General features: G+C 69.9%; 18 protein-coding genes. 5 read left to right on the top strand and 13 right to left on the bottom strand.

The window, feature by feature from the left end; all coding sequences use genetic code 11:
- Nucleotides 1-37 precede the first annotated feature (37 nt).
- The 7 genes from PHA84_RS13035 to PHA84_RS13005 form a co-directional block, all read right to left on the bottom strand.
- Nucleotides 38-1,105 (bottom strand): 3-isopropylmalate dehydrogenase, encoded by a 1,068-nt coding sequence (locus PHA84_RS13035; RefSeq protein ID WP_270888548.1) that lies wholly within the window; start codon nucleotides 1,103-1,105, stop codon nucleotides 38-40.
- A gap of 574 nt (nucleotides 1,106-1,679) precedes the next feature.
- A complete protein-coding gene (serA, locus tag PHA84_RS13030) occupies nucleotides 1,680-3,266 on the bottom strand; it encodes a phosphoglycerate dehydrogenase (RefSeq protein ID WP_270888547.1) in 1,587 nt (528 codons plus the stop codon).
- A 327-nt stretch (nucleotides 3,267-3,593) separates the two neighbouring features.
- Entirely contained in the window at nucleotides 3,594-4,622 is a 1,029-nt protein-coding gene (ilvC, locus tag PHA84_RS13025; RefSeq protein ID WP_270888546.1) for a ketol-acid reductoisomerase, read from the bottom strand.
- A gap of 88 nt (nucleotides 4,623-4,710) precedes the next feature.
- Nucleotides 4,711-5,223 carry an acetolactate synthase small subunit gene (gene ilvN, locus PHA84_RS13020; RefSeq protein WP_270888545.1) on the bottom strand — a complete coding sequence of 171 codons (513 nt, stop codon included), beginning with the start codon at nucleotides 5,221-5,223 and terminating at the stop codon, nucleotides 4,711-4,713.
- Between the two features lie 5 nt (nucleotides 5,224-5,228).
- Nucleotides 5,229-7,064: an acetolactate synthase large subunit gene (locus PHA84_RS13015; protein WP_442952888.1), complete on the bottom strand. Its 1,836-nt coding sequence runs from the start codon at nucleotides 7,062-7,064 to the stop codon at nucleotides 5,229-5,231.
- 392 nt (nucleotides 7,065-7,456) lie between these two features.
- On the bottom strand, nucleotides 7,457-9,175 hold the full coding sequence (gene ilvD / locus PHA84_RS13010) for a dihydroxy-acid dehydratase (protein ID WP_270888543.1): 1,719 nt from the start codon (nucleotides 9,173-9,175) through the stop codon (nucleotides 7,457-7,459).
- Between the two features lie 58 nt (nucleotides 9,176-9,233).
- Nucleotides 9,234-9,758, bottom strand: coding sequence for a SixA phosphatase family protein (locus PHA84_RS13005; protein WP_270888542.1), 525 nt, complete (start codon nucleotides 9,756-9,758; stop codon nucleotides 9,234-9,236).
- 215 nt (nucleotides 9,759-9,973) lie between these two features.
- Here PHA84_RS13005 and PHA84_RS13000 point away from each other — a divergent pair, with 215 nt between their 5' ends.
- Nucleotides 9,974-11,083 (top strand): PLP-dependent cysteine synthase family protein, encoded by a 1,110-nt coding sequence (locus PHA84_RS13000; RefSeq protein WP_270888541.1) that lies wholly within the window; start codon nucleotides 9,974-9,976, stop codon nucleotides 11,081-11,083.
- Between the two features lie 63 nt (nucleotides 11,084-11,146).
- Here the strand turns inward: PHA84_RS13000 and PHA84_RS12995 are convergent, their stop codons facing one another.
- The 3 genes from PHA84_RS12995 to PHA84_RS12985 are packed head-to-tail and all read right to left on the bottom strand — an operon-like array spanning nucleotide 11,147 to nucleotide 13,473.
- Nucleotides 11,147-11,431 carry a MoaD/ThiS family protein gene (locus tag PHA84_RS12995; protein ID WP_270888540.1) on the bottom strand — a complete coding sequence of 95 codons (285 nt, stop codon included), beginning with the start codon at nucleotides 11,429-11,431 and terminating at the stop codon, nucleotides 11,147-11,149.
- Nucleotides 11,428-12,513, bottom strand: coding sequence for a WD40/YVTN/BNR-like repeat-containing protein (locus tag PHA84_RS12990; protein WP_270888539.1), 1,086 nt, complete (start codon nucleotides 12,511-12,513; stop codon nucleotides 11,428-11,430). Before PHA84_RS12990 ends, PHA84_RS12995 begins: the two co-directional genes overlap by 4 nt.
- A gap of 39 nt (nucleotides 12,514-12,552) precedes the next feature.
- The gene (locus PHA84_RS12985; RefSeq protein WP_270888538.1) at nucleotides 12,553-13,473 is read right to left on the bottom strand and encodes a 2-hydroxyacid dehydrogenase; all 921 of its coding nucleotides are present in this window, start codon (nucleotides 13,471-13,473) and stop codon (nucleotides 12,553-12,555) included.
- Between the two features lie 81 nt (nucleotides 13,474-13,554).
- Here PHA84_RS12985 and PHA84_RS12980 point away from each other — a divergent pair, with 81 nt between their 5' ends.
- On the top strand, nucleotides 13,555-14,766 hold the full coding sequence (locus tag PHA84_RS12980; RefSeq protein WP_270888537.1) for a PQQ-dependent sugar dehydrogenase: 1,212 nt from the start codon (nucleotides 13,555-13,557) through the stop codon (nucleotides 14,764-14,766).
- A 66-nt stretch (nucleotides 14,767-14,832) separates the two neighbouring features.
- Here the strand turns inward: PHA84_RS12980 and gatB are convergent, their stop codons facing one another.
- From gatB to gatC, 3 genes are all read right to left on the bottom strand, one after another.
- The gene (gene gatB, locus PHA84_RS12975) at nucleotides 14,833-16,377 is read right to left on the bottom strand and encodes an Asp-tRNA(Asn)/Glu-tRNA(Gln) amidotransferase subunit GatB (RefSeq protein ID WP_270888536.1); all 1,545 of its coding nucleotides are present in this window, start codon (nucleotides 16,375-16,377) and stop codon (nucleotides 14,833-14,835) included.
- A gap of 5 nt (nucleotides 16,378-16,382) precedes the next feature.
- Nucleotides 16,383-17,900: an Asp-tRNA(Asn)/Glu-tRNA(Gln) amidotransferase subunit GatA gene (gene gatA / locus PHA84_RS12970; RefSeq protein WP_270888535.1), complete on the bottom strand. Its 1,518-nt coding sequence runs from the start codon at nucleotides 17,898-17,900 to the stop codon at nucleotides 16,383-16,385.
- Between the two features lie 75 nt (nucleotides 17,901-17,975).
- Nucleotides 17,976-18,272 carry an Asp-tRNA(Asn)/Glu-tRNA(Gln) amidotransferase subunit GatC gene (gatC, locus tag PHA84_RS12965; protein ID WP_270888534.1) on the bottom strand — a complete coding sequence of 99 codons (297 nt, stop codon included), beginning with the start codon at nucleotides 18,270-18,272 and terminating at the stop codon, nucleotides 17,976-17,978.
- 96 nt (nucleotides 18,273-18,368) lie between these two features.
- Here gatC and mce point away from each other — a divergent pair, with 96 nt between their 5' ends.
- The 3 genes from mce (at nucleotide 18,369) to PHA84_RS12950 (ending at nucleotide 21,681) form a co-directional block, all read left to right on the top strand.
- Nucleotides 18,369-18,809 (top strand): methylmalonyl-CoA epimerase, encoded by a 441-nt coding sequence (mce, locus tag PHA84_RS12960; RefSeq protein WP_270888533.1) that lies wholly within the window; start codon nucleotides 18,369-18,371, stop codon nucleotides 18,807-18,809.
- Between the two features lie 130 nt (nucleotides 18,810-18,939).
- Nucleotides 18,940-20,277 (top strand): crotonyl-CoA carboxylase/reductase, encoded by a 1,338-nt coding sequence (gene ccrA, locus PHA84_RS12955; RefSeq protein WP_270888532.1) that lies wholly within the window; start codon nucleotides 18,940-18,942, stop codon nucleotides 20,275-20,277.
- Between the two features lie 60 nt (nucleotides 20,278-20,337).
- Nucleotides 20,338-21,681, top strand: coding sequence for an AI-2E family transporter (locus PHA84_RS12950; RefSeq protein ID WP_270888531.1), 1,344 nt, complete (start codon nucleotides 20,338-20,340; stop codon nucleotides 21,679-21,681).
- Nucleotides 21,682-21,759 lie beyond the last annotated feature (78 nt).

Below are 21,759 nucleotides of genomic sequence, written 5' to 3'. Positions count from 1 at the left end.
CTGCCGTCGGGCAGGAGTCGGGAGCGCCGCGGGGGGTCTAGAGCCGACCGGCGATGGCGTCGCCGACCTGCGGGGTGGACCGTACGGCGGTTCCTCGCTCCGCGAGGTCGGCGGCGACAGCCGCCTCCACCTGACGGGCCTCGTCATGGCGTCCGAGGTGCTCCAGCAGCATGGCGACCGAGAGGATGGTCGCGGTCGGGTCGGCCTTCGCCTGACCGGCGATGTCCGGGGCTGAGCCGTGCACCGGCTCGAACATGCTCGGGGTGGTGCGTTGGGGGTTGATGTTGCCGCTGGCAGCCAGGCCGATGCCGCCGGCGATGGCCGCAGCGATGTCGGTGATGATGTCGCCGAAGAGGTTGTCCGTGACGATGACGTCGAAGCGGCTTGGGTCGGTCGCCAGGAAGATCGTGGCGGCGTCGACGTGCTGGTAGGCCGTCGTCACGTCGGGGAACTCCTGCCCTACCGCCTCGACCGTACGACGCCAGAGGTGACCGGCATGGGTCAGGACGTTGTGCTTGTGCACGAGCGTGAGGTGACGACGCGGCCGTGCCTGCGCACGCGCGAACGCGTCCCGCACCACCCGCTCCACACCGAAGCGGGTGTTGACGCTGACCTCGGTGGCGATCTCGTGCGGCGTGCCGGTACGCAGGGAGCCGCCGTTGCCGACGTACGGTCCCTCGGTGCCCTCTCGGACCACGACGAAGTCGATGCCGTCGGGAGCGACCCGCTCGACTGCCAACGGGCTCTGGACGCCGGGGTAGAGCTTGGCCGGGCGCAGGTTGACGTAGTGCTCGAGGGCGAAGCGCAGGGGTAGGAGCACCCCTCGTTCCAGGACGCCACTGGGGACGGTCGGGTCGCCGATCGCGCCCAGCAGGATGGCGTCGTGGCCCCGAAGCTCCTCCAGGACCGACTCCGGGAGGGTCTCCCCCGTCGCATGCCACCGCCGGGCACCGAGGTCGTACTCGGTGGCGTGGAACTTGGTGCCGCTGCCCTGCGTAACGGCCTCGAGGACCTTGAGCCCCTCCGCCACCACCTCCGGGCCGATGCCGTCTCCCCCGATCACGGCGAGGCTCACGGTCTCGGTGCTGAGGGTCTGGGCAGCCATGGTCCTCACCCTACGGACCGTCTTGCACTCTGATATCTGCGTCTCACATGACGAACGACCTCAACGGCCTTGGCCGATGAGGTCGTCGCGCTGGCCGTGCTGGAGGCCATGGAAAAGCCGTGGGTCAGTCGTCGGAGTGACCCTGCTCGCGCAGGTCCATCGACTCCTGCAGGGCCTGACGGGCCTTCTGTGCTTCTTCGCTCATGATGCTCAGTCCTTGGAAACTGCCTGCCGCAACAGGAAATCTGACGTTCGGAAAGGTTCTCGGGGCACTCGCCGGATGCGGGGCGCCCAGCCAGCCACGCACGCGGGATCTCCGCGGCGAGTGGGCTGACTACCGGAACTCGCCGCGGCGGCTAAGAATCACCAGCTGCCGCGCCATGCTTCGAGATTACGTGGACGTCCAACTATCCGACAGCCGTTTCCCACGTCGTGAGACGCCTCTGGACGGCGGCCCAGGCACCGGGCATGGGCCTACGACGCTGCCCGGGGCAGCGCGGGCCGATCAACGACACTGCCGGTTGGCCCCCGGGGGGACCCACCGGCAGGCGGGTGGCGCTGGACGGGTACGGCGTCAGTCGGCGAGGTCCACCACGGTGACCTGCGCGCCCACCTCGTTCACGATGGCGCTCAGCACGTCCGCCGGGATGACGCTGTCGACCGTCAGGGCGACGAGGGCCTGGCCGCCCTTCTCGTTGCGGGCCACCTGCATGCTGTCGATGTTGACCTGCGCGTCGCCGAGCAGGCGCCCCACGGTGCCGATCACGCCCGGACGGTCGACGTAGGTGAAGAACGCGAGGTGCTCCGACAGTGGGACCTCGAGATCGAACCCGTTGACCCCTACCACCTTCTCGACCAGGCGGGGCCCGGTCAGGGTGCCGGCGACCGACACGGTGCTGCCGTCGGCCAGCGTGCCGCGGAGCGTCGTCACGTTGCGGAAGTCCGGCGTCGCGGGGTCCGTCAGCAGCCGCACCTCGCAACCACGCTGCTCGGCGATCAGGGGCGCGTTGACGTAGGTGACCGGGTCCTCGGTGACGTCCGTGAACAGGCCCTTGAGGGCGGCGAGCTTCCAGATCGAGACGTCGTGCTCGGTGATCTCGCCCTTGACGTCGACGTCGAGCTGCACGGGGACGGACCCCGCAAGAGCGGTGAAGATCCTGCCCAGCTTCTCCACCAGCGCGATTCCGGGGCGGACCTCCTCCGGGACGGCACCCCCGGAGACGTTGACCGCGTCTGGGACGAGGTCGCCGCCGAGGGCCAGCCGCACGGACCGCGCGACCGCGACGCCGGCCTTCTCCTGCGCCTCCTCGGTGGATGCACCGAGGTGAGGCGTGACGACGACGGACTCGTGCTCGAACAGGGGGCTCTCGGTGGTGGGCTCGGTCGCGAACACGTCGATGCCGGCCCCGGCGACGCGTCCTTCCCGCAGGGCCTCGGCGAGCGCCGCCTCGTCCACGATGCCGCCCCGCGCCGCGTTGATGATGCGCACGCTGGGCTTGACCTTGGTCAGCGCCTCCTTGCCGATGAGCCCGAGCGTCTCCGGGCTCTTGGGAAGGTGGACGGTGATGAAGTCGCTCTGCTCCAGCAGCTCGTCGAGGCTGACCAGCCGGGCGCCGAGCTGCCCCGCGCGCTGGGCCGACACGTAGGGGTCGTACGCGAGGATCTCCATACCGAAGCCCTTGAGCCGCTCGGCCACCAGCTGCCCGATCCGACCGAAGCCGACCACGCCGACCTTCTTGTCGAGCAGCTCCACGCCGCCATACTTGCTTCGCTTCCAGGCGCCGGCCTTGAGAGCCTGGTTCGCCGGGGCGATGTTGCGGGCCGTGGCGAGCAGCAGTCCGACGGCCAGCTCCGCGGCCGAGGTGATGTTGGACGTCGGGGCGTTGACCACCATGACCCCTGCCCGGGTCGCGGCCGGCACGTCGACGTTGTCCAGACCGACGCCGGCGCGGGCGATGACCTTGAGGTTCTTCGCCGCGGCGATGGCCTCGGCGTCCATCTTGGTCGCTGACCGGATCAGCACGGCGTCGACGTCCGCGAGGGCTGGGAGCAGTGCCTCGCGGGACGCCCCGTCCACCGTCCTGGTCTCGAAGTCCGGCCCGAGGGCGTCGATGGTCGCCGGCGACAGCTCTTCAGCAAGGAGGACGATCGGCTTGCTCACGTGTCAGTCCTTCGGTAGGTCACGAGAATGAGGGTCGGCACGACGGAGTGTCCGGGGCAAGCATAAGGCGACGCCCAGTATGTGGATGGTCTGCTCGCTATGTGACACGCCCGCACACATCCCACCCACCCCGCTCGTCCCCCTCCCCCGCGCTTCCGAAGTCCGGGACTTCGGAGCGACACGCCGGGCCGGGCGCCGAGGTCCCGGACTTCGGCAAGGACCCGGGTGACTCCTGTTGCGAAGTCTGGGACTTCGGAGGGACACGCCGCGTCGGGCGCCGAAGTCCCAGACTTCGGCGCCCGAGGACGGGGTCGTCGCGGCGCCCCGTCAGCGCGCCGCGGAGCCCTCGACGTAGTCGCTGTCCGTCTCCTTGATCCAGCTCATCAGCTTGCGAAGCTCCTTGCCGGTGGCCTCGATGGGGTGCTGGGCACCCTTCTCACGCAGCGCCTGGAACTCGGGCCCGCCTGCATCCTGGTCGTCGATGAACCGCTGTGCGAAGGCCCCGTTCTTGATGTCGGCCAGCACCGCCTGCATGTTCTCCTTGACGTGGGCGTCGATGACCCGCGGCCCCGACACGTAGTCGCCGTACTCGGCCGTGTCGGACACCGACCACCGCTGCTTGGCGATGCCGCCCTCGACCATCAGGTCGACGATCAGCTTCAGCTCGTGCAGGCACTCGAAGTAGGCGACCTCGGGCTGGTAGCCCGCCTCCACCAGAGTCTCGAAGCCGTACTGGATGAGCTGGCTAGCACCACCGCAGAGCACTGCCTGCTCGCCGAAGAGGTCCGTCTCCGTCTCCTCGGTGAACGTGGTCCTGATCCCGCCGGCCCGAAGGCCGCCGATGGCCCGGGCGTAGGACTTGGCGAGGTCCCACGCCGTTCCCGAGGGGTCCTGCTCGACGGCGAGCAGGACCGGTACGCCGCGCCCGTCGACGTACTCGCGGCGCACCAGGTGACCGGGGCCCTTGGGAGCCACCATGAGGACGTCCGAGCCGGCTTCGGGCTTGATGTACCCGAACCGGATGTTGAAGCCGTGGCCGAACAGCAGGGCGGCCCCCTCGCGCAGGTTGGGCTGGATGTCGTTGGCGTACACGGTCCGCTGCACCTGGTCAGGGGTGAGGATCACGACGAGGTCGGCCTCCTTGACGGCGTCGGCGACCGACCTCACCGTGAGCCCTTCTGCCTCCGCCTTGGGGCGGCTCTTGCTGCCCTCGGCCAGACCGACGCGGACGTCGACCCCCGAGTCGCGCAGGTTGAGCGCGTGGGCGTGCCCCTGGCTGCCGTAGCCGATGACGGCCACCTTCTTGCCCTGGATCGCGCTCAGGTCTGCGTCGTCGTCGTAGAACATCTCGGCCACGGTGGCCAACTCCTTCTGTCGTGTCTTGCGTGGGTTCGGAAACTCTTCGTGCAGGCGGTATGAAGCCGTGTTGCGTCCAGGGTGGCCGCTAGGCCGAGCGCAGGGCCCTGTCCGTGATGGAGCGGCTGCCACGCCCGATCGCCACCATCCCGGACTGGACCAGCTCCTTGACCCCGAAGGGCTCGAGCACCTCCAGGAACGCCGACAGCTTGTCGCGGTTCCCGGTGACCTCGATGGTGAGGGTGTCGCTGGCCACGTCGACGACCTTGGCCCGGAAGAGCTGGACCGTCTCCAGGACATGGCTACGGCTGTGCAGGTCGGTGCGCACCTTGACCAGCAGGATCTCCCGCTGCACTGATGCCGTGGGCTCGAGCTCGACGACCTTCAGGACCTCGACGAGCTTGTTGAGCTGCTTGGTCACCTGTTCCAGCGGGAGCGCCTCGACATCCACGACCACGGTCATGCGAGAGATCTCCGGATGTTCCGTCGGTCCCACGGCCAGCGAGTCGATGTTGAAGCCCCGGCGCGAGAACAGCGCCGCGATGCGGGCCAGGACGCCGGGCTTGTTCTCCACCAGGACGGAGAGCGTGTGCTTGCTCATGGCTGCTACCTCCCCTCCCGGCCGGCCTCGAGCTGGTCGACCACACCCTGCTCGTCCGCCTCGTCGTCCTCGCGGTCCCACTGTGGCGCGGTGTCCTTGGCCACCTGGATCGCGTCGTTGCTCACGCCCGCGGGGACCATCGGCCACACCATGGCGTCCCGATGGACGACGAAGTCGACGACCACCGGGACGTCGTTGATCTCCATGGCCTTCTTGATCGTGGCGTCGACGTCCTCCGGTCGTTCACACCGCAGCCCCACGCAGCCGTACGCCTCTGCCAGCTTGACGAAGTCAGGGATCCGGGAGCCTACCGAGGTGTGCAGGTCGGTGTTCGAGTAGCGCTCGTTGTAGAAGAGCGACTGCCACTGCCTCACCATGCCGAGACTGCTGTTGTTGATGATCGCGACCTTGATCGGGATGTTGTTGATGACACAGGTCGCCAGCTCCTGGTTGGTCATCTGGAAGCAGCCGTCCCCGTCGATGGCCCACACCGTGCGGTCGGGTTGGGCGACCTTGGCGCCCATGGCGGCGGGCACGGCATACCCCATGGTGCCCAGACCCCCCGAGTTAAGCCAGGCGTTGGGACGCTCGTACTGGACGAACTGCGCCGCCCACATCTGGTGCTGCCCCACCCCTGCCACGTACACCGACTCCGGACCGCTGATGGCGCCGATGCGCTCGATGACGTGCTGCGGCGCGACCGTGTCCCCACCCTCGGGCGTGGAGTACCCGAGGGGGAACGTCGACTTCCATCCTGCCGTCAGGTCCTGCCAGGCCCCGTAGTCCCCCGAATGACCGGCTGCCTGGTCCGCAGCCACCGCGCCCTTCAGCTCCTGGATGACGTCCAGGACGTCGCCGACGATCGGAACGTCGGCCGTGCGGTTCTTGGAGATCTCAGCGGGGTCGACGTCGGCGTGGATGACCTTCGCCTCCGGGGCGAAGGTCGACAGCTGACCGGTCACCCGGTCGTCGAAGCGAGCGCCCAGGGTGATCAGCAGGTCGGCCTTCTGCAGGGCCGTCACGGCCGCGACCGAGCCGTGCATCCCGGGCATGCCGAGGTGCAGCGGATGGCTGTCCGGCACCGCGCCCCGGGCCATCAGGGTCGTGACGACGGGGATCTGGGTGAGGTCCACGAACTCGCGCAGGGCCTGTGACGCGCCGGCACGGATGACTCCCCCGCCGACGTAGAACACCGGTCGGCGGGCCTGCGCGATGAGCCGCGCCGCCTCGCGGATCTGCTTGTTGTGGGGGCGCGCGACCGGGCGGTAGCCCGGCAGGTCGAACTTCGGTGGCCAGGAGAAGGTGGTCCGGGCCTGCAGTGCGTCCTTGGAGATGTCCACCAGGACCGGCCCCGGCCGTCCCGTGGAGGCGATGTGGAAGGCCTCCGCCACGACGCGCGGGATCTGGGAGGCGTCGGTGACGAGGTAGTTGTGCTTGGTGATCGGCATGGTGATGCCGCGGATGTCCGCCTCCTGGAAGGCGTCCGTGCCGATGGCGGCGGAGCTGACCTGGCCCGTGATGGCGACGATCGGCACGGAGTCCATGTAGGCGTCGGCGATCGCCGTGACGAGGTTGGTCGCCCCCGGCCCGGACGTCGCCATACAGACGCCCACCTTGCCGGTGGCGCTGGCGTAGCCCTCGGCCGCGTGGCCGGCACCCTGCTCGTGGCGTACGAGGATGTGGCGCACCTTCACGGAGTCGAGCAACGGGTCGTACGCGGGCAGGATCGCGCCACCGGGGATGCCGAAGACGGTGTCGACGTCCATGGCCTCGAGGGCCAGCACGAGGCTCTGGGCGCCCGTGACCCCCGCCGGAGCCTTGGCTCGGGCCTGCTGGGCCATCTGGCTGGGACTGGGCGCCGGCGTCGGTCCCGGTTTCGCGTCGCTCACTGTCGTCTACCGCTTTCGGTTCTCGCTGGTGTCTGGCCACAAAAAAACCCTCCAGTCCCGGGCCGGGACGACGGAGGGCAGCGCGCTGGCTCTGGGGAGAGCCTGCGCGCTAGGGAAGTACGAGAATTCGTGCCACCCCTGCACTCTCCCGCCGCCGCCGCCGAGGTGTCAACGCGCCAGACAGTCGGTCCCACGATCCGGACCCGCGTCTCAGCACTCGATGCCCCAACCGTTCCTCGACCAGACTCACGAAGTTGTGAGTGTCCACGCCCTCGAGGGGGCGACACGCACAAGATCACGAGTCCGGTCGAGTCGGTTGGCAAACGTCGTCGGCCCGAGTGGGGTCAGCCACACACGGCCCCGCCGCTGGCGCTGCCCACGAGCTTGCGGTACTTGGCGAGCACGCCCTTGGGGTACTTCGGCTGCGGCGGCTCGAACCCTTCCGCCCGACGCGCCAGCTCCTGCGGGTCGACGTGCAGGTCGAGCACGCCGTTGGCCACGTCGAGGGTGATCCGGTCACCGTCGCGCACGAACGCGATGGGCCCGGCATCCACGGCCTCCGGAGCGACGTGCCCGACACACAGCCCCGTGGTGCCCCCGGAGAAGCGCCCGTCGGTGAGCAGCAGCACCTCTTTGCCGAGGCCGGCGCCCTTGATGGCACCCGTGACGGCGAGCATCTCGCGCATGCCGGGGCCGCCCTTGGGGCCCTCGTACCGGATGACGACCACGTCACCGGCCGTGAGGGTGCCCTCCTCGACCGCGTCCATCGCGGCGCGCTCGCCGTCGAACACCCGAGCGGTCCCCTCGAAGACGTCGGAGTCGAAGCCGGCCGACTTCACCACGGCACCCTCCGGCGCCAGCGTGCCCTTGAGGATGGTGATGCCACCCGTCTGGTGGATCGGCTCCTGCATGGCGCGGACCACCTTGCCGTCGACGTCCGGCGGGGAGATGTGCGCGAGGTTCTCCGCCATGGTGCGGCCGGTGACGGTCAGACAGTCACCGTGCATGAGGCCGGCGTCGAGCAGGGCGCGCATGACCACCGGTACGCCGCCGACCCGGTCGACGTCGGTCATGACGTACTGGCCGAACGGCTTCACGTCAGCCAGGTGCGGCACCTTCGCGCCGACCCGGACGAAGTCGTCGAGCGTCAGGTCGACCTCCGCCTCGTGCGCGATCGCGAGAAGATGCAGGACGGCGTTCGTGGAGCCTCCGAAGGCCATCACCACGGCGATGGCGTTCTCGAACGCCTCTTTGGTCATGATGTCGCGTGCGGTGATGCCGCGACGCAAGAGCTCCACGACCGCCTCGCCGGACTTCCGAGCGAAGCCGTCGCGCCGCCGGTCCGTCGCGGGGGGCGCGGCCGACCCGGGCAGGGACATCCCGATCGCCTCGGCGACCGACGCCATGGTGTTCGCGGTGTACATGCCGCCGCACGCGCCCTCCCCAGGGCAGATCGCCCGCTCGATGGCGTCGACGTCCTCCCGTGACATCAGGCCGCGAGCGCAGGCGCCCACCGCCTCGAAGGCGTCGATGATGGTCACGGTCCTCTCCGACCCGTCCGACAGCTTGGCGACGCCCGGCAGGATGGACCCGCCATACAGGAACACGGAGGAGAGGTCCAGACGCGCCGCGGCCATGAGCATCCCCGGAAGGGACTTGTCACAGCCGGCGAGCAGGACCGACCCGTCGAGCCGTTCGGCGTTCATCACGGTCTCCACGGAGTCGGCGATGATCTCCCGGCTGACGAGGGAGAAGTGCATCCCCTCGTGGCCCATGGAGATGCCGTCGCTGACCGAGATCGTGCCGAACTCGAGCGGGAAGCCGCCGGCGGCATGGACTCCGTCCTTCACCGCCTTGGCAAGGCGGTCGAGCGAGAGGTTGCAGGGCGTGATCTCGTTCCAGGAGCTCGCGACGCCGATCTGCGGCTTGGCGAAGTCGTCGTCGCCGAGACCGACGGCGCGCAGCATGCCGCGCGCGGCCGCCCTCTCCAGACCATCCGTGACGTCACGGGAGCGGGGCTTGATGTCGACGCCGTCGCGGGTACCTGGCTCGGTGGTCGTCATGGTGCGAGAGTCTAGGCCGGTGGTCCACGAGGTGGGACGCGGGTCTCACCCGCCGAGCTCAGTCGCGGGCCACGTGGCAGCGCTCCAGCAGCGCGGTGCCGAAGTCGAGGTCCCGCCACGGCCCTGCATACCGGAGCACCGCGAGGGAGCAGGTGGGGAAGCCGGCAGCCAGGCAGTCGTGCGCCGCCCGCGAGCCGTCACCGTCGGAGAGCCTGCTCGCCAGAGCTGCCATGGTGGGGTTGTGGCCGACCACGAGGACCACCTGCGCCTGCGCGGCCGACTCCCGGACGGTCCGCAGCACCCGCTCGGCACCGCCGGAGTAGAGGCCGTCGTCATACTCGACGCTCTCGCCACAGGCGCCACCGTCCACCGCGGCCGCCCAGGTCTGACGGGTGCGGATCGCTGTGGAGCACAGCACAAGCTCGGGACCGAGGCCGTGCTCGTGCAGCCACGACCCCGCCGCCTCGGCATCGCGCCGACCACGCCCCGTCAGCTCCCGCTCGTGGTCCGGCTTACCCGGAGCCTGCTCCGCCTTGGCGTGGCGCAGAAGGATCAGCACCTTGTCGTCGCCCGCGTGCGTCATACATCGAGCATGGACCCGTTCACGGATGCAGACCAGTCTTGGACCGGCTGCCATCGGGCCCGGGATGCGTCGCCGGCGCGACGTCCCGAGCCACCGCCCCGCTGCTCGGCATCACTGCCCTCACGGCGCTCGATACCGGGCGATAGCCTCGACAGCCCCAAGCCGGCTACAGGTACTGACAGCTACAGGCGCCCTCACTCACCCAGGAAGGACCCATGGAACAGGCTCCAGGCTTCGTCGACGTGCTCGCGGGCGTACCCACCGACCGCGCCTGGCTGGACGAGGCCGTGCGCCGGATCCAGGCGGACGCCAACCGCAGCGCCGACACACACCTGGTGCACGTACCGGTCCCCGGCATTCCCGGCGTCGACCTCTATCTCAAGGACGAGTCCACTCACCCGACGGGCAGCCTGAAACACCGGCTGGCCCGGTCGCTCTTCCTCTACGCCCTCTGCAACGGCCAGCTCCGCCAGGGCACGACCGTGATCGAGGCTTCCAGCGGCTCCACTGCGGTGAGCGAGGCGTACTTCGCGCGCATGCTCGAGCTGCCGTTCATCGCCGTCATGGCGAGGTCCACCAGCGCCGAGAAGATCGCGCTGATCGAGCGCGAGGGTGGGCGCTGTCATCTGGTCCAGGACGCGGGTGAGGTCTACGAGGTCGCCCGTCAGCTCGAGCAGGAGCTGGGCGGTCACTACCTGGACCAGTTCACCTACGCCGAACGGGCCACCGACTGGCGAGGCAACAACAACATCGCAGAGTCGATCTTCGACCAGATGGGCCGCGAACGTCACCCCGTGCCGTCCTGGGTGGTGGTGGGCGCCGGGACCGGTGGCACCAGCGCGACCATCGGCCGGTACGTGCGGTACCGGGGGCTGGCCAGCCGGCTGTGCGTCGTGGACCCGGAGAACTCCGCCTTCCTGCCGGCCTTCCTCGAGGACGATCAGGGAGTGCGGGCAGCCTGCGGGTCGCGGATCGAGGGGATCGGGCGGCCCCGGGTGGAGCCCAGCTTCGTGCCGTCGGTCGTGGACCGCATGATGCTCGTCCCGGACGCCGCCTCGGTCGCTGCGATGCGTTTCCTGTCGGACCGGACCGGTCTGCGCGCCGGGGCGTCCACCGGTACGAACCTCTACGGCGCGCTTCGGCTGGCCTGCGAGCTGGCGCAGGCCGGCGAGGGCGGCAGCGTCGTCTCCTTGTTGTGCGACGGTGCGGAGCGGTATGCCGCGAGCTACCGGGACGACGGCTGGCTCGCCGAGCGCGGCTGGGACCTCGGGCCGCACCTGGACACTCTGGCGCGGGCGTGGGACAGCGGGGTCTGGGCCGGCTGACCCCACGCACAGCGCCGTCCCAAGGACCCAGGCGGGCCCCGGCGACCGTCGTCCCTTTGGACCTCAGCCGCCCGACACAGCGTTGACGACGTGCACGGTCGAGCTGGGAGTGACCGGCGTGAGCACCCCCTGAGCCCTCTTGGCGTCCTCTCCGTCGACGAACACGTTGACGTGACGCCGGATCTCACCGCGCTCGTCCCTGACCCTGGTCGCCAGGATGGGCCAGGGCGCGAAGGCGGCATCGAGGAGCTCACCCAGGGACGCCTGCGACTGCAGCTCCACCGGCAGCTCGGCGGCCCCGTCGGCCAGGTCCCGCAGCAGTCCCGGCAGGACCACCTTGGCCGTCATGACAGGGTGACGGCCCGGACGCACAGGACGTCGGGCAGCTGCTGCGCCACGAGGGAGAACGACTCGCCGCCGTCCGTGGAGGCGTAGACCTCGCCGTTGCGCGTGCCGACGTAGAGCCCGGTGTCCTGATGGGTGTCGGTGCCCGCAGCGTCGCGAAGGACGTTGGTGTAGCTCGGAGACGGCAGTCCCTGCTGCTGGGTCCGCCAGCTCTTGCCTGCGTCGTCGGTTCTCTGCACCTGCAGCTGGGCCCCAGGTGGGATGCGCTCGCCGTCAGAGGCGATCGGGACCAGCCAGAGCGTGTCTCCCTCGCGTGGGTGCGCTACGGCCGTCATGCCGAAGTTCGTCGGCAGGCCCTCCTCGATCGACACCCACGTCACCCCGTCGTCGTCCGACCGGTAGACGCCTCGGTGGTTCTGGGCGTACAGCCGCGTCGCTACCACGGCGTCGCGAGCCACCTTGTGGACGCACTGGCCGAACTCGGGCCACTCGTCGTGAGGCATGAAGTAGGCGTGGATCCCGGTGTTGCCAGGTGCCCACGAGGACCCGCCGTCGCGGGTGTTGTAGACGCCGCCGGTGCTCATCGCGACCAGCATCGACTCGGGATCCTGGGGGTTCGGTAGGACGGTGTGGATGGCCCCGCCGCCGTAGCCCTCGCCCCACTGCGGCCGGTGAGGATGCTCCCACAGCCCCCGGTTCAGCTCGAAGGTCTCGCCCCTGTCCTCACTGCGCCACAGGCCTTGCGGCTCCGTGCCGGCCCACACGACGTCGGGGTCGTGCGGGTCCGCCACCAGCTGCCAGGTCGCCTTCAGCGCCGTATCGGTGTCCGGCGGGAACCGGATGGAGCCCTCGGGGTGCTCGACCCAGCTCGCGCCCAGGTCGTCGGAGTGCTGGAGCGACGGGCCCCAGTGCGAGGAGCGGAAACCGACGAGCAGCCGCGGTGGGTCGCTTCGGGTGTCGAAGAGCAGGGAGAGCACCTCGCTCATGAGGAAGTGCGGCCCGTCCAGCTGCCATGACTGCCGGTCCTCGCTGCGCGCCAGCCAGAGCCCCTTGCGCGTCCCGATACCCACGATGGTCTGCCTCATAGGGCCATAGTGGCACCGCCCGCCGACAGTGGGGTCCGCTCAGGTGACGAGATTTCGCAGGGGCCGCCCGGCGGCATACGCGCTGAGCTGCTCCTGCAGGAGTCGTACGGCCCTTGGCATGAACGCGGTCGAGGCGCCGCCCACGTGCGGGGTGATCATCACGGCGGGCGACGCCCACAGCGGGTGTTCCGGCGGCAGCGGCTCAGGGTCGGTCACGTCGAGGGCGGCGCGGATCCGCCCGAACCGGGTGTGCTCGACGAGGGCGTCGGTGTCCACCACCCCACCCCGAGCGACGTTCACCAGGAGGGACCCGTCGGGCATGGAGCGCAGGAACGCGTCGTCGACCAGCCTGGCGGTGGCGGGACCGAGGGGCACGATGACGACAACGACGTCGTGGTCCGGCAGGAGCTCCCGCAGCTCGTTGACACCGTGCACGGAAGGCACGAGGTCGTCGCCGGCTCTGGCACGGCTGGCCACCGCGGTCAGGGTCACCTCGAAGGGCGCGAGCCTGGCGGCGACCGCACGCCCGATGGACCCGTAGCCGAGGACCAGCACTCGGCGGTCCGCCAGCGCCGGCCGGATGGTCGTGGGCAACCAGGTCCGCTCGCTCTGAGCCGTGACCAGCTCGGGGAACCCGCGCAGGGACGCCAGCGTGAGCCCGACCGCGAGCTCGGCGGTCGACGCGTCGTGCACGCCGGCGGCGTTGGCCAGCCGCAGGCCGTCCGGGAGCGCGGCCAGGACGTCCTCGTAGCCGGCCGTCAGCAGCTGCACCAGGTCGACGCCCGGCGTGTGGCGCAGAGCCGGGATCCGGCCGCCGCCCCCGATGTAGGGCGGCACGACGACCTTGACCTCCTCCGCTCGGTCGGGCGGGCCGTCGAGCTCCCAGACGGCAAGCTCCAGGCCCGACACCGGACCGACGGCATCCACCCACTCCTGCCCCGGAAGCGTCACGAGAGTCATGGACCCCAAGGTAGCCGCGAGGTGGCAGCGCCGAGACTCCGGCCCACCTGCTGGTGACCCACCGCTGAAGCACAATGGGGTATGACGCAGCCGACGAGCGCAGGCCGACGCCCCGTCAGAACATGTTGGGCCTTCCTCGTCGCGCCGCTGCTGATGGTCGCCGCCTGCACGACCTCCGGCGGACCGGCGTCCGACGCTGCGACGGCCACGTCGGGAGGGCCGTCCGACGCAGCGACGGCCACCTCTGAACAGCCCTCCACCGGGACGGCCACGTCGGAGCGGGCGTCCACGACCTCCCTTCCCTCAACACCCGGGACGACGTCGGTCACCACGTCCTCCACTGTGGCGACGGGGCTGGAGGTGCCGTGGGCGATCGCGTTCCTCCCCGACGGCACTGCCCTGGCGACCCTTCGGGACCGCGGCGAGGTGGTCCGGCTCACCGGTGGGCAGGCTGGGCGTTCACTGGGCAGGGTGCCGGGCGTCACGCCCGGAGGCGAGGGCGGGCTGCTGGGGCTTGCAGTCTCCCCCACCTTCGCGCGAGACCATCACCTGTTCGTCTACCTCACCGCCGCCGGGGACAACCGGGTGCTGCGCGTCACCCTGGACGGCGACCGGCTGACCGACTCCCGGGCCATCCTCACGGGGATTCCGAAGGCGGGCCGCCACAACGGCGGGCGGCTGGCGTTCGGCCCGGACGGCTACCTCTACGTCACCACCGGAGACGCCGGTGAGACGGCACACGCGCAGGACCGCGGTTCGCTCGGAGGAAAGATCCTCCGAGTCACGCAAGAAGGCAGACCGGCGCCGGGCAACCCGTTCGGTGACTCGCCGGTCTGGACGTACGGTCACCGCAACGTCCAAGGCATCGCCTGGGCTCCGGACGGCAGGATGTACGCCAGCGAGTTCGGACAGGACACCTGGGACGAGCTGAACCTCATCCAGCCGGGTCGCAACTACGGCTGGCCGACCGTGGAGGGCCGGGCTGGGAGAGTGGGTCTGGTCGACCCTCTGGTCCAGTGGCCCACGTCGGAGGCGTCACCGAGCGGAGTCGCGGTGGCCGGCGGGGCGGTCTACCTCGCGGCACTTCGAGGTGAGTCGCTGTGGCGAGTGCCCTTGCAGGGCAACGGCGTAGGTAGACCCGAACGCCTTCTCCACGGCAGGTACGGCCGGCTGCGGGACGTCGTGCTGGGGCCGGACCACCGGCTGTGGCTCCTGACGAGCAACACGTTCCGCGGCGACCCGCGACCGGGGGACGACCACGTCCTGGCGCTGCCCCTGTCGGCCGTGCGTTGAACGACTCCCGCCGGGCCGAGAAGGGACCTGACCCCGTCCACGCCAGCCTGTCGGCGGCGGCCCGGCTCAGCCCAGCTTGGCCAGGATGAGCTCGCGCGCCCTGCCTGCGTCGGCCTGGCCCCTCAGCTCCTTCATGACCTGTCCGATGAGGGCACCGGCAGCCTGCACCTTGCCGTCCCGAACCTTCTGGGCGACGTCCGCGTTGGCGGCGATCACCTTGTCCACGGCGGCCTCCAGGGCTCCGTCGTCCTGGACGAGCTCCAGCCCACGAGCGTCCGCCACCTCCGTGGGGCCGCCCTCCCCGGCCACCACCCCGTCGAGGACCTGACGCGCCATCGAGTCGTTCAGCCGTCCGGACCGCACGAGCCCGTCCAGCTCCGCGATGTGGGCAGGGGTGACCCCGAAGTCCTCGACTGCCCGACCCTCGGCGTTCGCACGTCTGGCCAGCTCGCCGGTCCACCACTTGCGGGCCGCTGCGGGTGTCGCACCGGCAGCCACGGTCTCCTCGATGAGCTCGACCGCCCCGGCGTTCATCACGTCGCGCATCTCCAGGTCGCTGTAGCCCCAGTCCTGCTGCAGCCGCCTGCGACGCTGCGACGGTGGCTCCGGCAGGGTGGCCCGAAGCCGTTCCACCGTCTCTGGGGTCGGCGCCACGGGGACGAGGTCCGGCTCGGGGAAGTAGCGGTAGTCCTCCGCGTCGGACTTCTCACGGCCGGACGTCGTGACGCCCGTGTCCTCGTGCCAGTGCCGCGTCTCCTGCGTGACCCTGTCGCCCCGGTCCAGGACCGCCGCCTGCCGGCTGATCTCGTAGCGGACGGCACGTTCGACGCTACGCAGGGAGTTGACGTTCTTGGTCTCCGTGCGGGTACCCAGCGGGACCGTCTCCTGTTCGCTGCCCGCCGCGGCTCTGGGACGCAGGGACACGTTGGCGTCGCAGCGCAGCGACCCCTGCTCCATCTTCACGTCCGACACCCCGAGGGCCCGCAGCAGGTCGCGCAGCGCCGCGACGTACGCCTTGGCCACTTCGGGAGCGCGCTTGCCTGCACCGGTCAAGGGCTTGGTGACGATCTCGATGAGGGGGATGCCGGCCCGGTTGTAGTCGACGAGCGAGTACTCGGCGCCGTGGATGCGACCCGTCGCGCCTCCCACGTGGAGCGACTTGCCGGTGTCCTCCTCCATGTGGGCCCGCTCGATCTCCACCCGGAAGATCTCGGTGCCGTCTCCGATGGCCGCCGGGACCTCCACGTCGAGATGCCCCTCGAAGGCGATGGGCTCGTCGTACTGGCTGGTCTGGAAGTTCTTCGGCATGTCCGGGTAGAAGTAGTTCTTCCGCGCGAAGCGGCACCACGGGGCGATCTGGCAGCTGAGGGCCAGTCCGATCCTGATGGCTGACTCCACCGCCTTGGCGTTGACCACAGGCAGCGCGCCGGGCAGCCCGAGGCAGACCGGACACACCTGGCTGTTGGGCTCTGCCCCGAACTCGGTCGCGCAGCCGCAGAACATCTTCGTGGCGGTGTTGAGCTCGACATGGACCTCCAGGCCCATGACGGGGTCGTACCGTTCCAGGGCCTCGTCGTAGTCGACGACGTCCTCGGTGACAGCGGTCGCCATGCGGGTCACGCTCCCTTCGCGGTCAGCTCGGGGGCCCTGCTCAGCAGCGGGCCACCCCAGCGTTCGGTGAGCATCTTCTCCAGCGCCGCGCCCACGCCGTACAGCCGCTGGTCCTGGGTCGCCGGAGCAAGGATCTGGATGCCGGTCGGCAGACCGTCCTCGTCGGCCAGCCCACTGGGCAGCGACATTCCCGGTACGCCGGCGAGGTTGGCCGGGATGGTGGCGACATCCTGCAGGTACATGGACATCGGGTCGTCCAGCTTGTCGCCGAGCTTGAAGGCCGTCGTCGGAGAGGTGGGGCTCAGGAGCACGTCGGCCTGGCCGAACGCTGTGACGAAGTCGTCGGCGATGAGGCGCCGGACCTTCTGCGCCTGGCCGTAGTACGCGTCGTAGTACCCGCTGGACAGCGCGTAGGTGCCCAGGATGATGCGGCGCTTGACCTCGTCGCCGAAGCCCGCGTCGCGGGTGGCTGCCATGACCTCCTCGGCACTTGGGTCCCGCACGCCTTCGGGGAGCACGCGCAGGCCGTAGCGCATGGCGTCGAACTTGGCCAGGTTGGACGACGCCTCGCTGGGCAGGATCAGGTAGTAGGCGGCCAGGGCGTAGTCGAAGCTCGGACAGGAGACCTCCACGACCTCCGCGCCCGCGTCCTGCAGGAGCTGCACCGACTCCTCGAAGCGCGCCTGCACCCCCGCCTGGTACCCCTGCCCGCCCAGCTCCTTGATGATCCCGACCCGCAGGCCCCGCACCTCCGCTCGCCGGGCCGCCTCGACGACAGCCGGCACGGGGGCGTCGATGGAGGTGGAGTCCATCGGGTCGTGGCCGCCGATGACCGAGTGCAGCAGCGCAGCGTCCAGGACGGTGCGCGTCACCGGGCCTGCCTGGTCCAGGCTGGAGGCCAGCGCGACCAGGCCGTACCGGGAGACGCCGCCATACGTGGGCTTCACTCCGACGGTGCCCGTGACGGCCGCCGGCTGGCGGATCGAGCCACCGGTGTCCGTACCGATCGCCAGGGGTGCCTCGTACGCCGCCACGACCGCTGACGAACCACCGCCCGAGCCACCGGGGATCCGGGAAAGGTCCCACGGGTTGTGCGTCGGGCCGTATGCGGAGTGCTCGGTGGACGAGCCCATGGCGAACTCGTCCATGTTGGTCTTGCCGAGCATCGGCATGCCGGTGGCCCGCAGCCGGGCCACCACGGTGGAGTCGTAGGGCGGCATCCAGCCCTGCAGGATCTTCGAGCCGCACGTCGTCGGCATGCCCTTGGTCACCATGACGTCCTTCACCGCGATGGGGACCCCCGCGAGGACGTGGAGCTCCTCCCCCGCGGCACGCCGCTGGTCGACCTCGCGCGCCGCCTCCAGCGCACCCTGGGCGTCGACATGGAGGTAGGCGTGCACGTCGGCGTCGACGGCCGCGATGCGGTCCAGGTGGGCCTGCACGACCTCGACGGAGCTGACCTCGCGCGAGTCGAGCGCGTGAGCGAGCTCGGCTGCGCTGGAGCGGGTGATGTCGGAGTTCACGAGTGGTCCTGGTTCTCTGCTGGTTCTCTACGGGCTCTCTACCGGGCTCTCTACCGGCTCAACGGCTGCCGCGGGTCAGTCTTCGGCGAGGATCCGCGGCACCGAGAACCGCTGCTGCTCCTGCGCAGGCGCACCGGCCAGTGCCGCCTCTGCGCCCAGAGACGGCCGCACCTCGTCCGGGCGTGTCACGTTGGTCAGCGGCAGCGGGTGGGACATCGGCTCGATGTCCTGGGCCGCCACCTCCTGGACCTTCGCGACGGACTCGAGGATGACACCGAGCTCTCCGACCATTCGGTCGAGCTCGGCGTCGGACAGGTCGATGCGGGCGAGGCCGGCGAGGTGCGCGACGTCGTCCCTGGACAGGGCGGACATGCGCGTCAGTCTAGGGGCGGACAACCCTGCCGAGGACCGGCGCCCGTGACGCAGGACTCAGGTGGAAGCACCCGGACGGGTCCTAAGGTGAACGACATGAACGCCCTTCCGCACGAGCTCTTCACGGCCATCGACCACGTCGGGGTGGCGGTGCGCGACCTCGACGAGGCGGTCGCCTTCTACCGCGACACCTATGGCATGACTCTGGCCCACGAGGAGGTCAACGAGGAGCAGGGCGTCCGCGAGGCGATGATGGACGTGGGGGGCAGTGGTTCGCACATCCAGCTGCTCGCTCCGCTGACTCCCGAGTCCACGATCGCCAGGTTCCTCGACAAGTCGGGGCCGGGAGTGCAGCAGGTGGCCTACCGGGTCGAGGACGTCGAGGCCGTGAGCCAGGTGCTTCGCGAGCGCGGGCTGCGGCTGCTCTACGACGAGCCGCGCCGCGGCACGTCGAACTCGAGGGTCAACTTCATCCACCCGAAGGACGCTGGCGGCGTGTTGGTCGAGCTCGTCGAGCCCGCGTACGAGACGCACTGAAAGTCCCCGGTTGCCGTGAGCCAGGTCACCGCGTGACCGGAGTCTCACCGGTGCTCCGGGGCGCCTTGGGCCGCACTAGTTTCGGCCACAGCCTTGCCCCGCCCTCCCCCGACGCCGAGGAGCCACTCCCATGCAGGACATCCGCGACGCCATCCTCGCCGGAGACCGCTCTGTGGAGACGTATGCCGGACTGACCGTCCCCGAGTCGTACCGTGCCGTGACGGTGCACAAGGACGAGGTCGACCTGTTCGATGGGCTGGCCAGCCGTGACAAGGACCCCCGCAAGTCGCTGCATGTGGACGACGTGGCGGTGCCGGAGCTGGCTCCCGGCGAGGCCCTCGTGGCGGTGATGGCGAGCGCCATCAACTACAACACGGTGTGGACGTCGATCTTCGAGCCCATGTCGACGTTCGGCTTCCTGGAGCGCTACGGCCGCACGTCGGAGTACGCCAGGCGCCACGACCTGCCGTACCACGTGGTCGGCTCGGACCTGGCCGGGGTCGTCCTGAGGGTCGGCCCAGGTGTGCAGAAGTGGAAGCCCGGCGAGGAGGTCGTCGCGCACTGCCTCTCCGTCGAGCTCGAGAGCGCCGACGGCCACAACGACACGATGCTCGACCCGGAGCAGCGGATCTGGGGTTTCGAGACCAACTTCGGTGGCCTCGCGGAGCTGGCGGTCGTCAAGACCAACCAGCTCATGCCCAAGCCCGGCCATCTCACGTGGGAGGAGGCCGCCTCCCCGGGCCTGGTGAACTCCACGGCATACCGACAGCTCGTGTCACGCAACGGTGCCGGGATGAAGCTCGGCGACGTCGTGCTCGTGTGGGGGGCCAGCGGCGGCCTCGGCTCCTACGCCACGCAGATGGCTCTCGCGGGCGGTGCCACTCCGGTCTGCGTCGTCTCCTCCGCCGACAAGGCGCACATCTGCCGTTCGATGGGCGCGGACCTGGTGATCGACCGCAACGCCGAGGGGTACCGGTTCTGGAAGGACGAGAGCACCCAGGACCCCCGGGAGTGGAAGCGGCTCGGAGCCAGGATCCGCGAGCTGACGGGCGGGAAGGACCCGGACATCGTGTTCGAACACCCCGGTCGCGAGACCTTCGGCGCGTCCACCTTCGTGGCTCGCAAGGGCGGCACCATCGTCACGTGCGCGTCGACGAGCGGCTACCTGCACGAGTACGACAACCGTTACCTGTGGATGAACCTCAAGCGGGTCATCGGGTCGCACTTCGCCAACTACCGCGAGGCCTGGGAGGCGAACGACCTCATCAACCGCGGCCTGATCCATCCGACGCTCAGCAGGACGTACGCCATGGAGGAGGTCGGCCAGGCGGCCTACGACGTCCACAAGAACCTGCACCAGGGCAAGGTCGGGGTTCTCACGCTGTCGCCGCAGGAGGGTCTCGGCGTGCGCGACGAGGAGAAGCGGACACGGCACCTCGAGGCGATCAACCGCTTCCGCAACGCCTGAGGGGAAAACGGCCCCCGGTCACAGGCTGGGTGCCGCACGTCAGTGGATAGGCTCGCCGCCATGTCGCTGCTCGACCGCTGGAAGCAGTACCGCCGGACCCAACGCGAGTACCTGCGTGCCAGCAACCACCCGGTCCACACCGAGGGTGACGGTCCTTCCGAGGGTCCGGTCGGCGTGCTGTTCCCAGAGGACGGCTGGGGAGCACCGGACGGGGCGACCCCGCGGGAGGAGGCCGAGGCCGGCCGGCTCCAGAGGGAGCTCGCCGACGAGGAGACGGCGAAGCCGGACGACATCGAGGCAGTGATGGAGCGCGCCAACGCCCGGGCGAAGGAGGGGCCCAACCCCTACGGCCGCGCCGGTCGCCCCATCAACCGGCAGTCCCCGTTCTACATGGGGTTCACCGGGGCGATCGGCGTCCTCACGGCGGTCCTGCTCTGGCAGACGATCGGACGGCTCACCACCGTGATGACCCTGGTCGTCGTCGCATTCTTCCTCACCCTCGCGCTGAACCCGATCGTCGAGGCCCTCACCAACCACGGCGTGAGGAGGCCCTTCGGCGTCGCGCTCGTCTTCGCCGGGGTCGTCACCGTCTTCACCCTGCTCGGGCTGCTCGTGGTGCCACCCGTCATCGCGCAGGGCACCGACCTCGCCCAGAAGGCCCCCGAGTACCTGGACGGGATCCTCAAGAGCCGCCTGGTGACCGACCTTGACCGGCACTACAACGTCGTCGACCGGATCCAGGCGGAGGTGACAAAGCGCATGTCCGACGGCACCTTCGTCGGGCAGGTCTTCGGTGGTGTCCTGGGTGTCGGCGCGGCCGTCATCGGCGGGGTCTTCCAGGGCTTCACCGTGCTGGTGCTCACGCTCTTCCTCCTTGCCTCCCTGCCCCGGGTCAAGCAGGCGGCATACGCCATCGTCCCGGTCTCGCGGCGCGCCAGAGTGATCTCGCTGTCCGAGGAGATCATGCGGCGGACCGGCTCCTACGCCATCGGTCAGGTCGCCATCGCGACGATCAACGCGTTCTGCTCGTGGATCATGATGCTGGTCGTCGGCATCCCGTACGCCGCGGTCCTGGCCGTGGCGGTGGGGTTCCTGGGGCTCATCCCGATGGTGGGCGCCTCCGTCGGGGCGTCGGTGGTGTGCCTGGTGGCAGTGTTCGACGAGCCGCGCAAAGCGGTGATCGCGGCGGTCTACTACGTGGTCTACCAGCAGCTGGAGAACTACGTCGTCGCCCCGCGGATCATGCAGCGCACCGTGTCCGTGCCCGGCGCCGTGACGGTGGTGGCGGCGCTGGCCGGCGGCACCCTCCTCGGGGTGATCGGAGCGCTGCTGGCCATCCCGGTGGCGGCGGGGCTGCTGCTCCTCTACGAAGAGGTCCTGCTACCGCGTCAGCGCCGCCACTGACCCCCTCCCCGCGTCGGCCCGGCCTTTCCCCGACCGGACTCACAGTTTTGTGCGTGTCGCGGGCTGGGCGGCGCCAAC

This window comes from Pedococcus sp. 5OH_020 (assembly GCF_027812955.1).
Lineage (GTDB): Bacteria > Actinomycetota > Actinomycetes > Actinomycetales > Dermatophilaceae > Pedococcus.
This window is presented reverse-complemented; position numbering and strand designations above follow the sequence as displayed.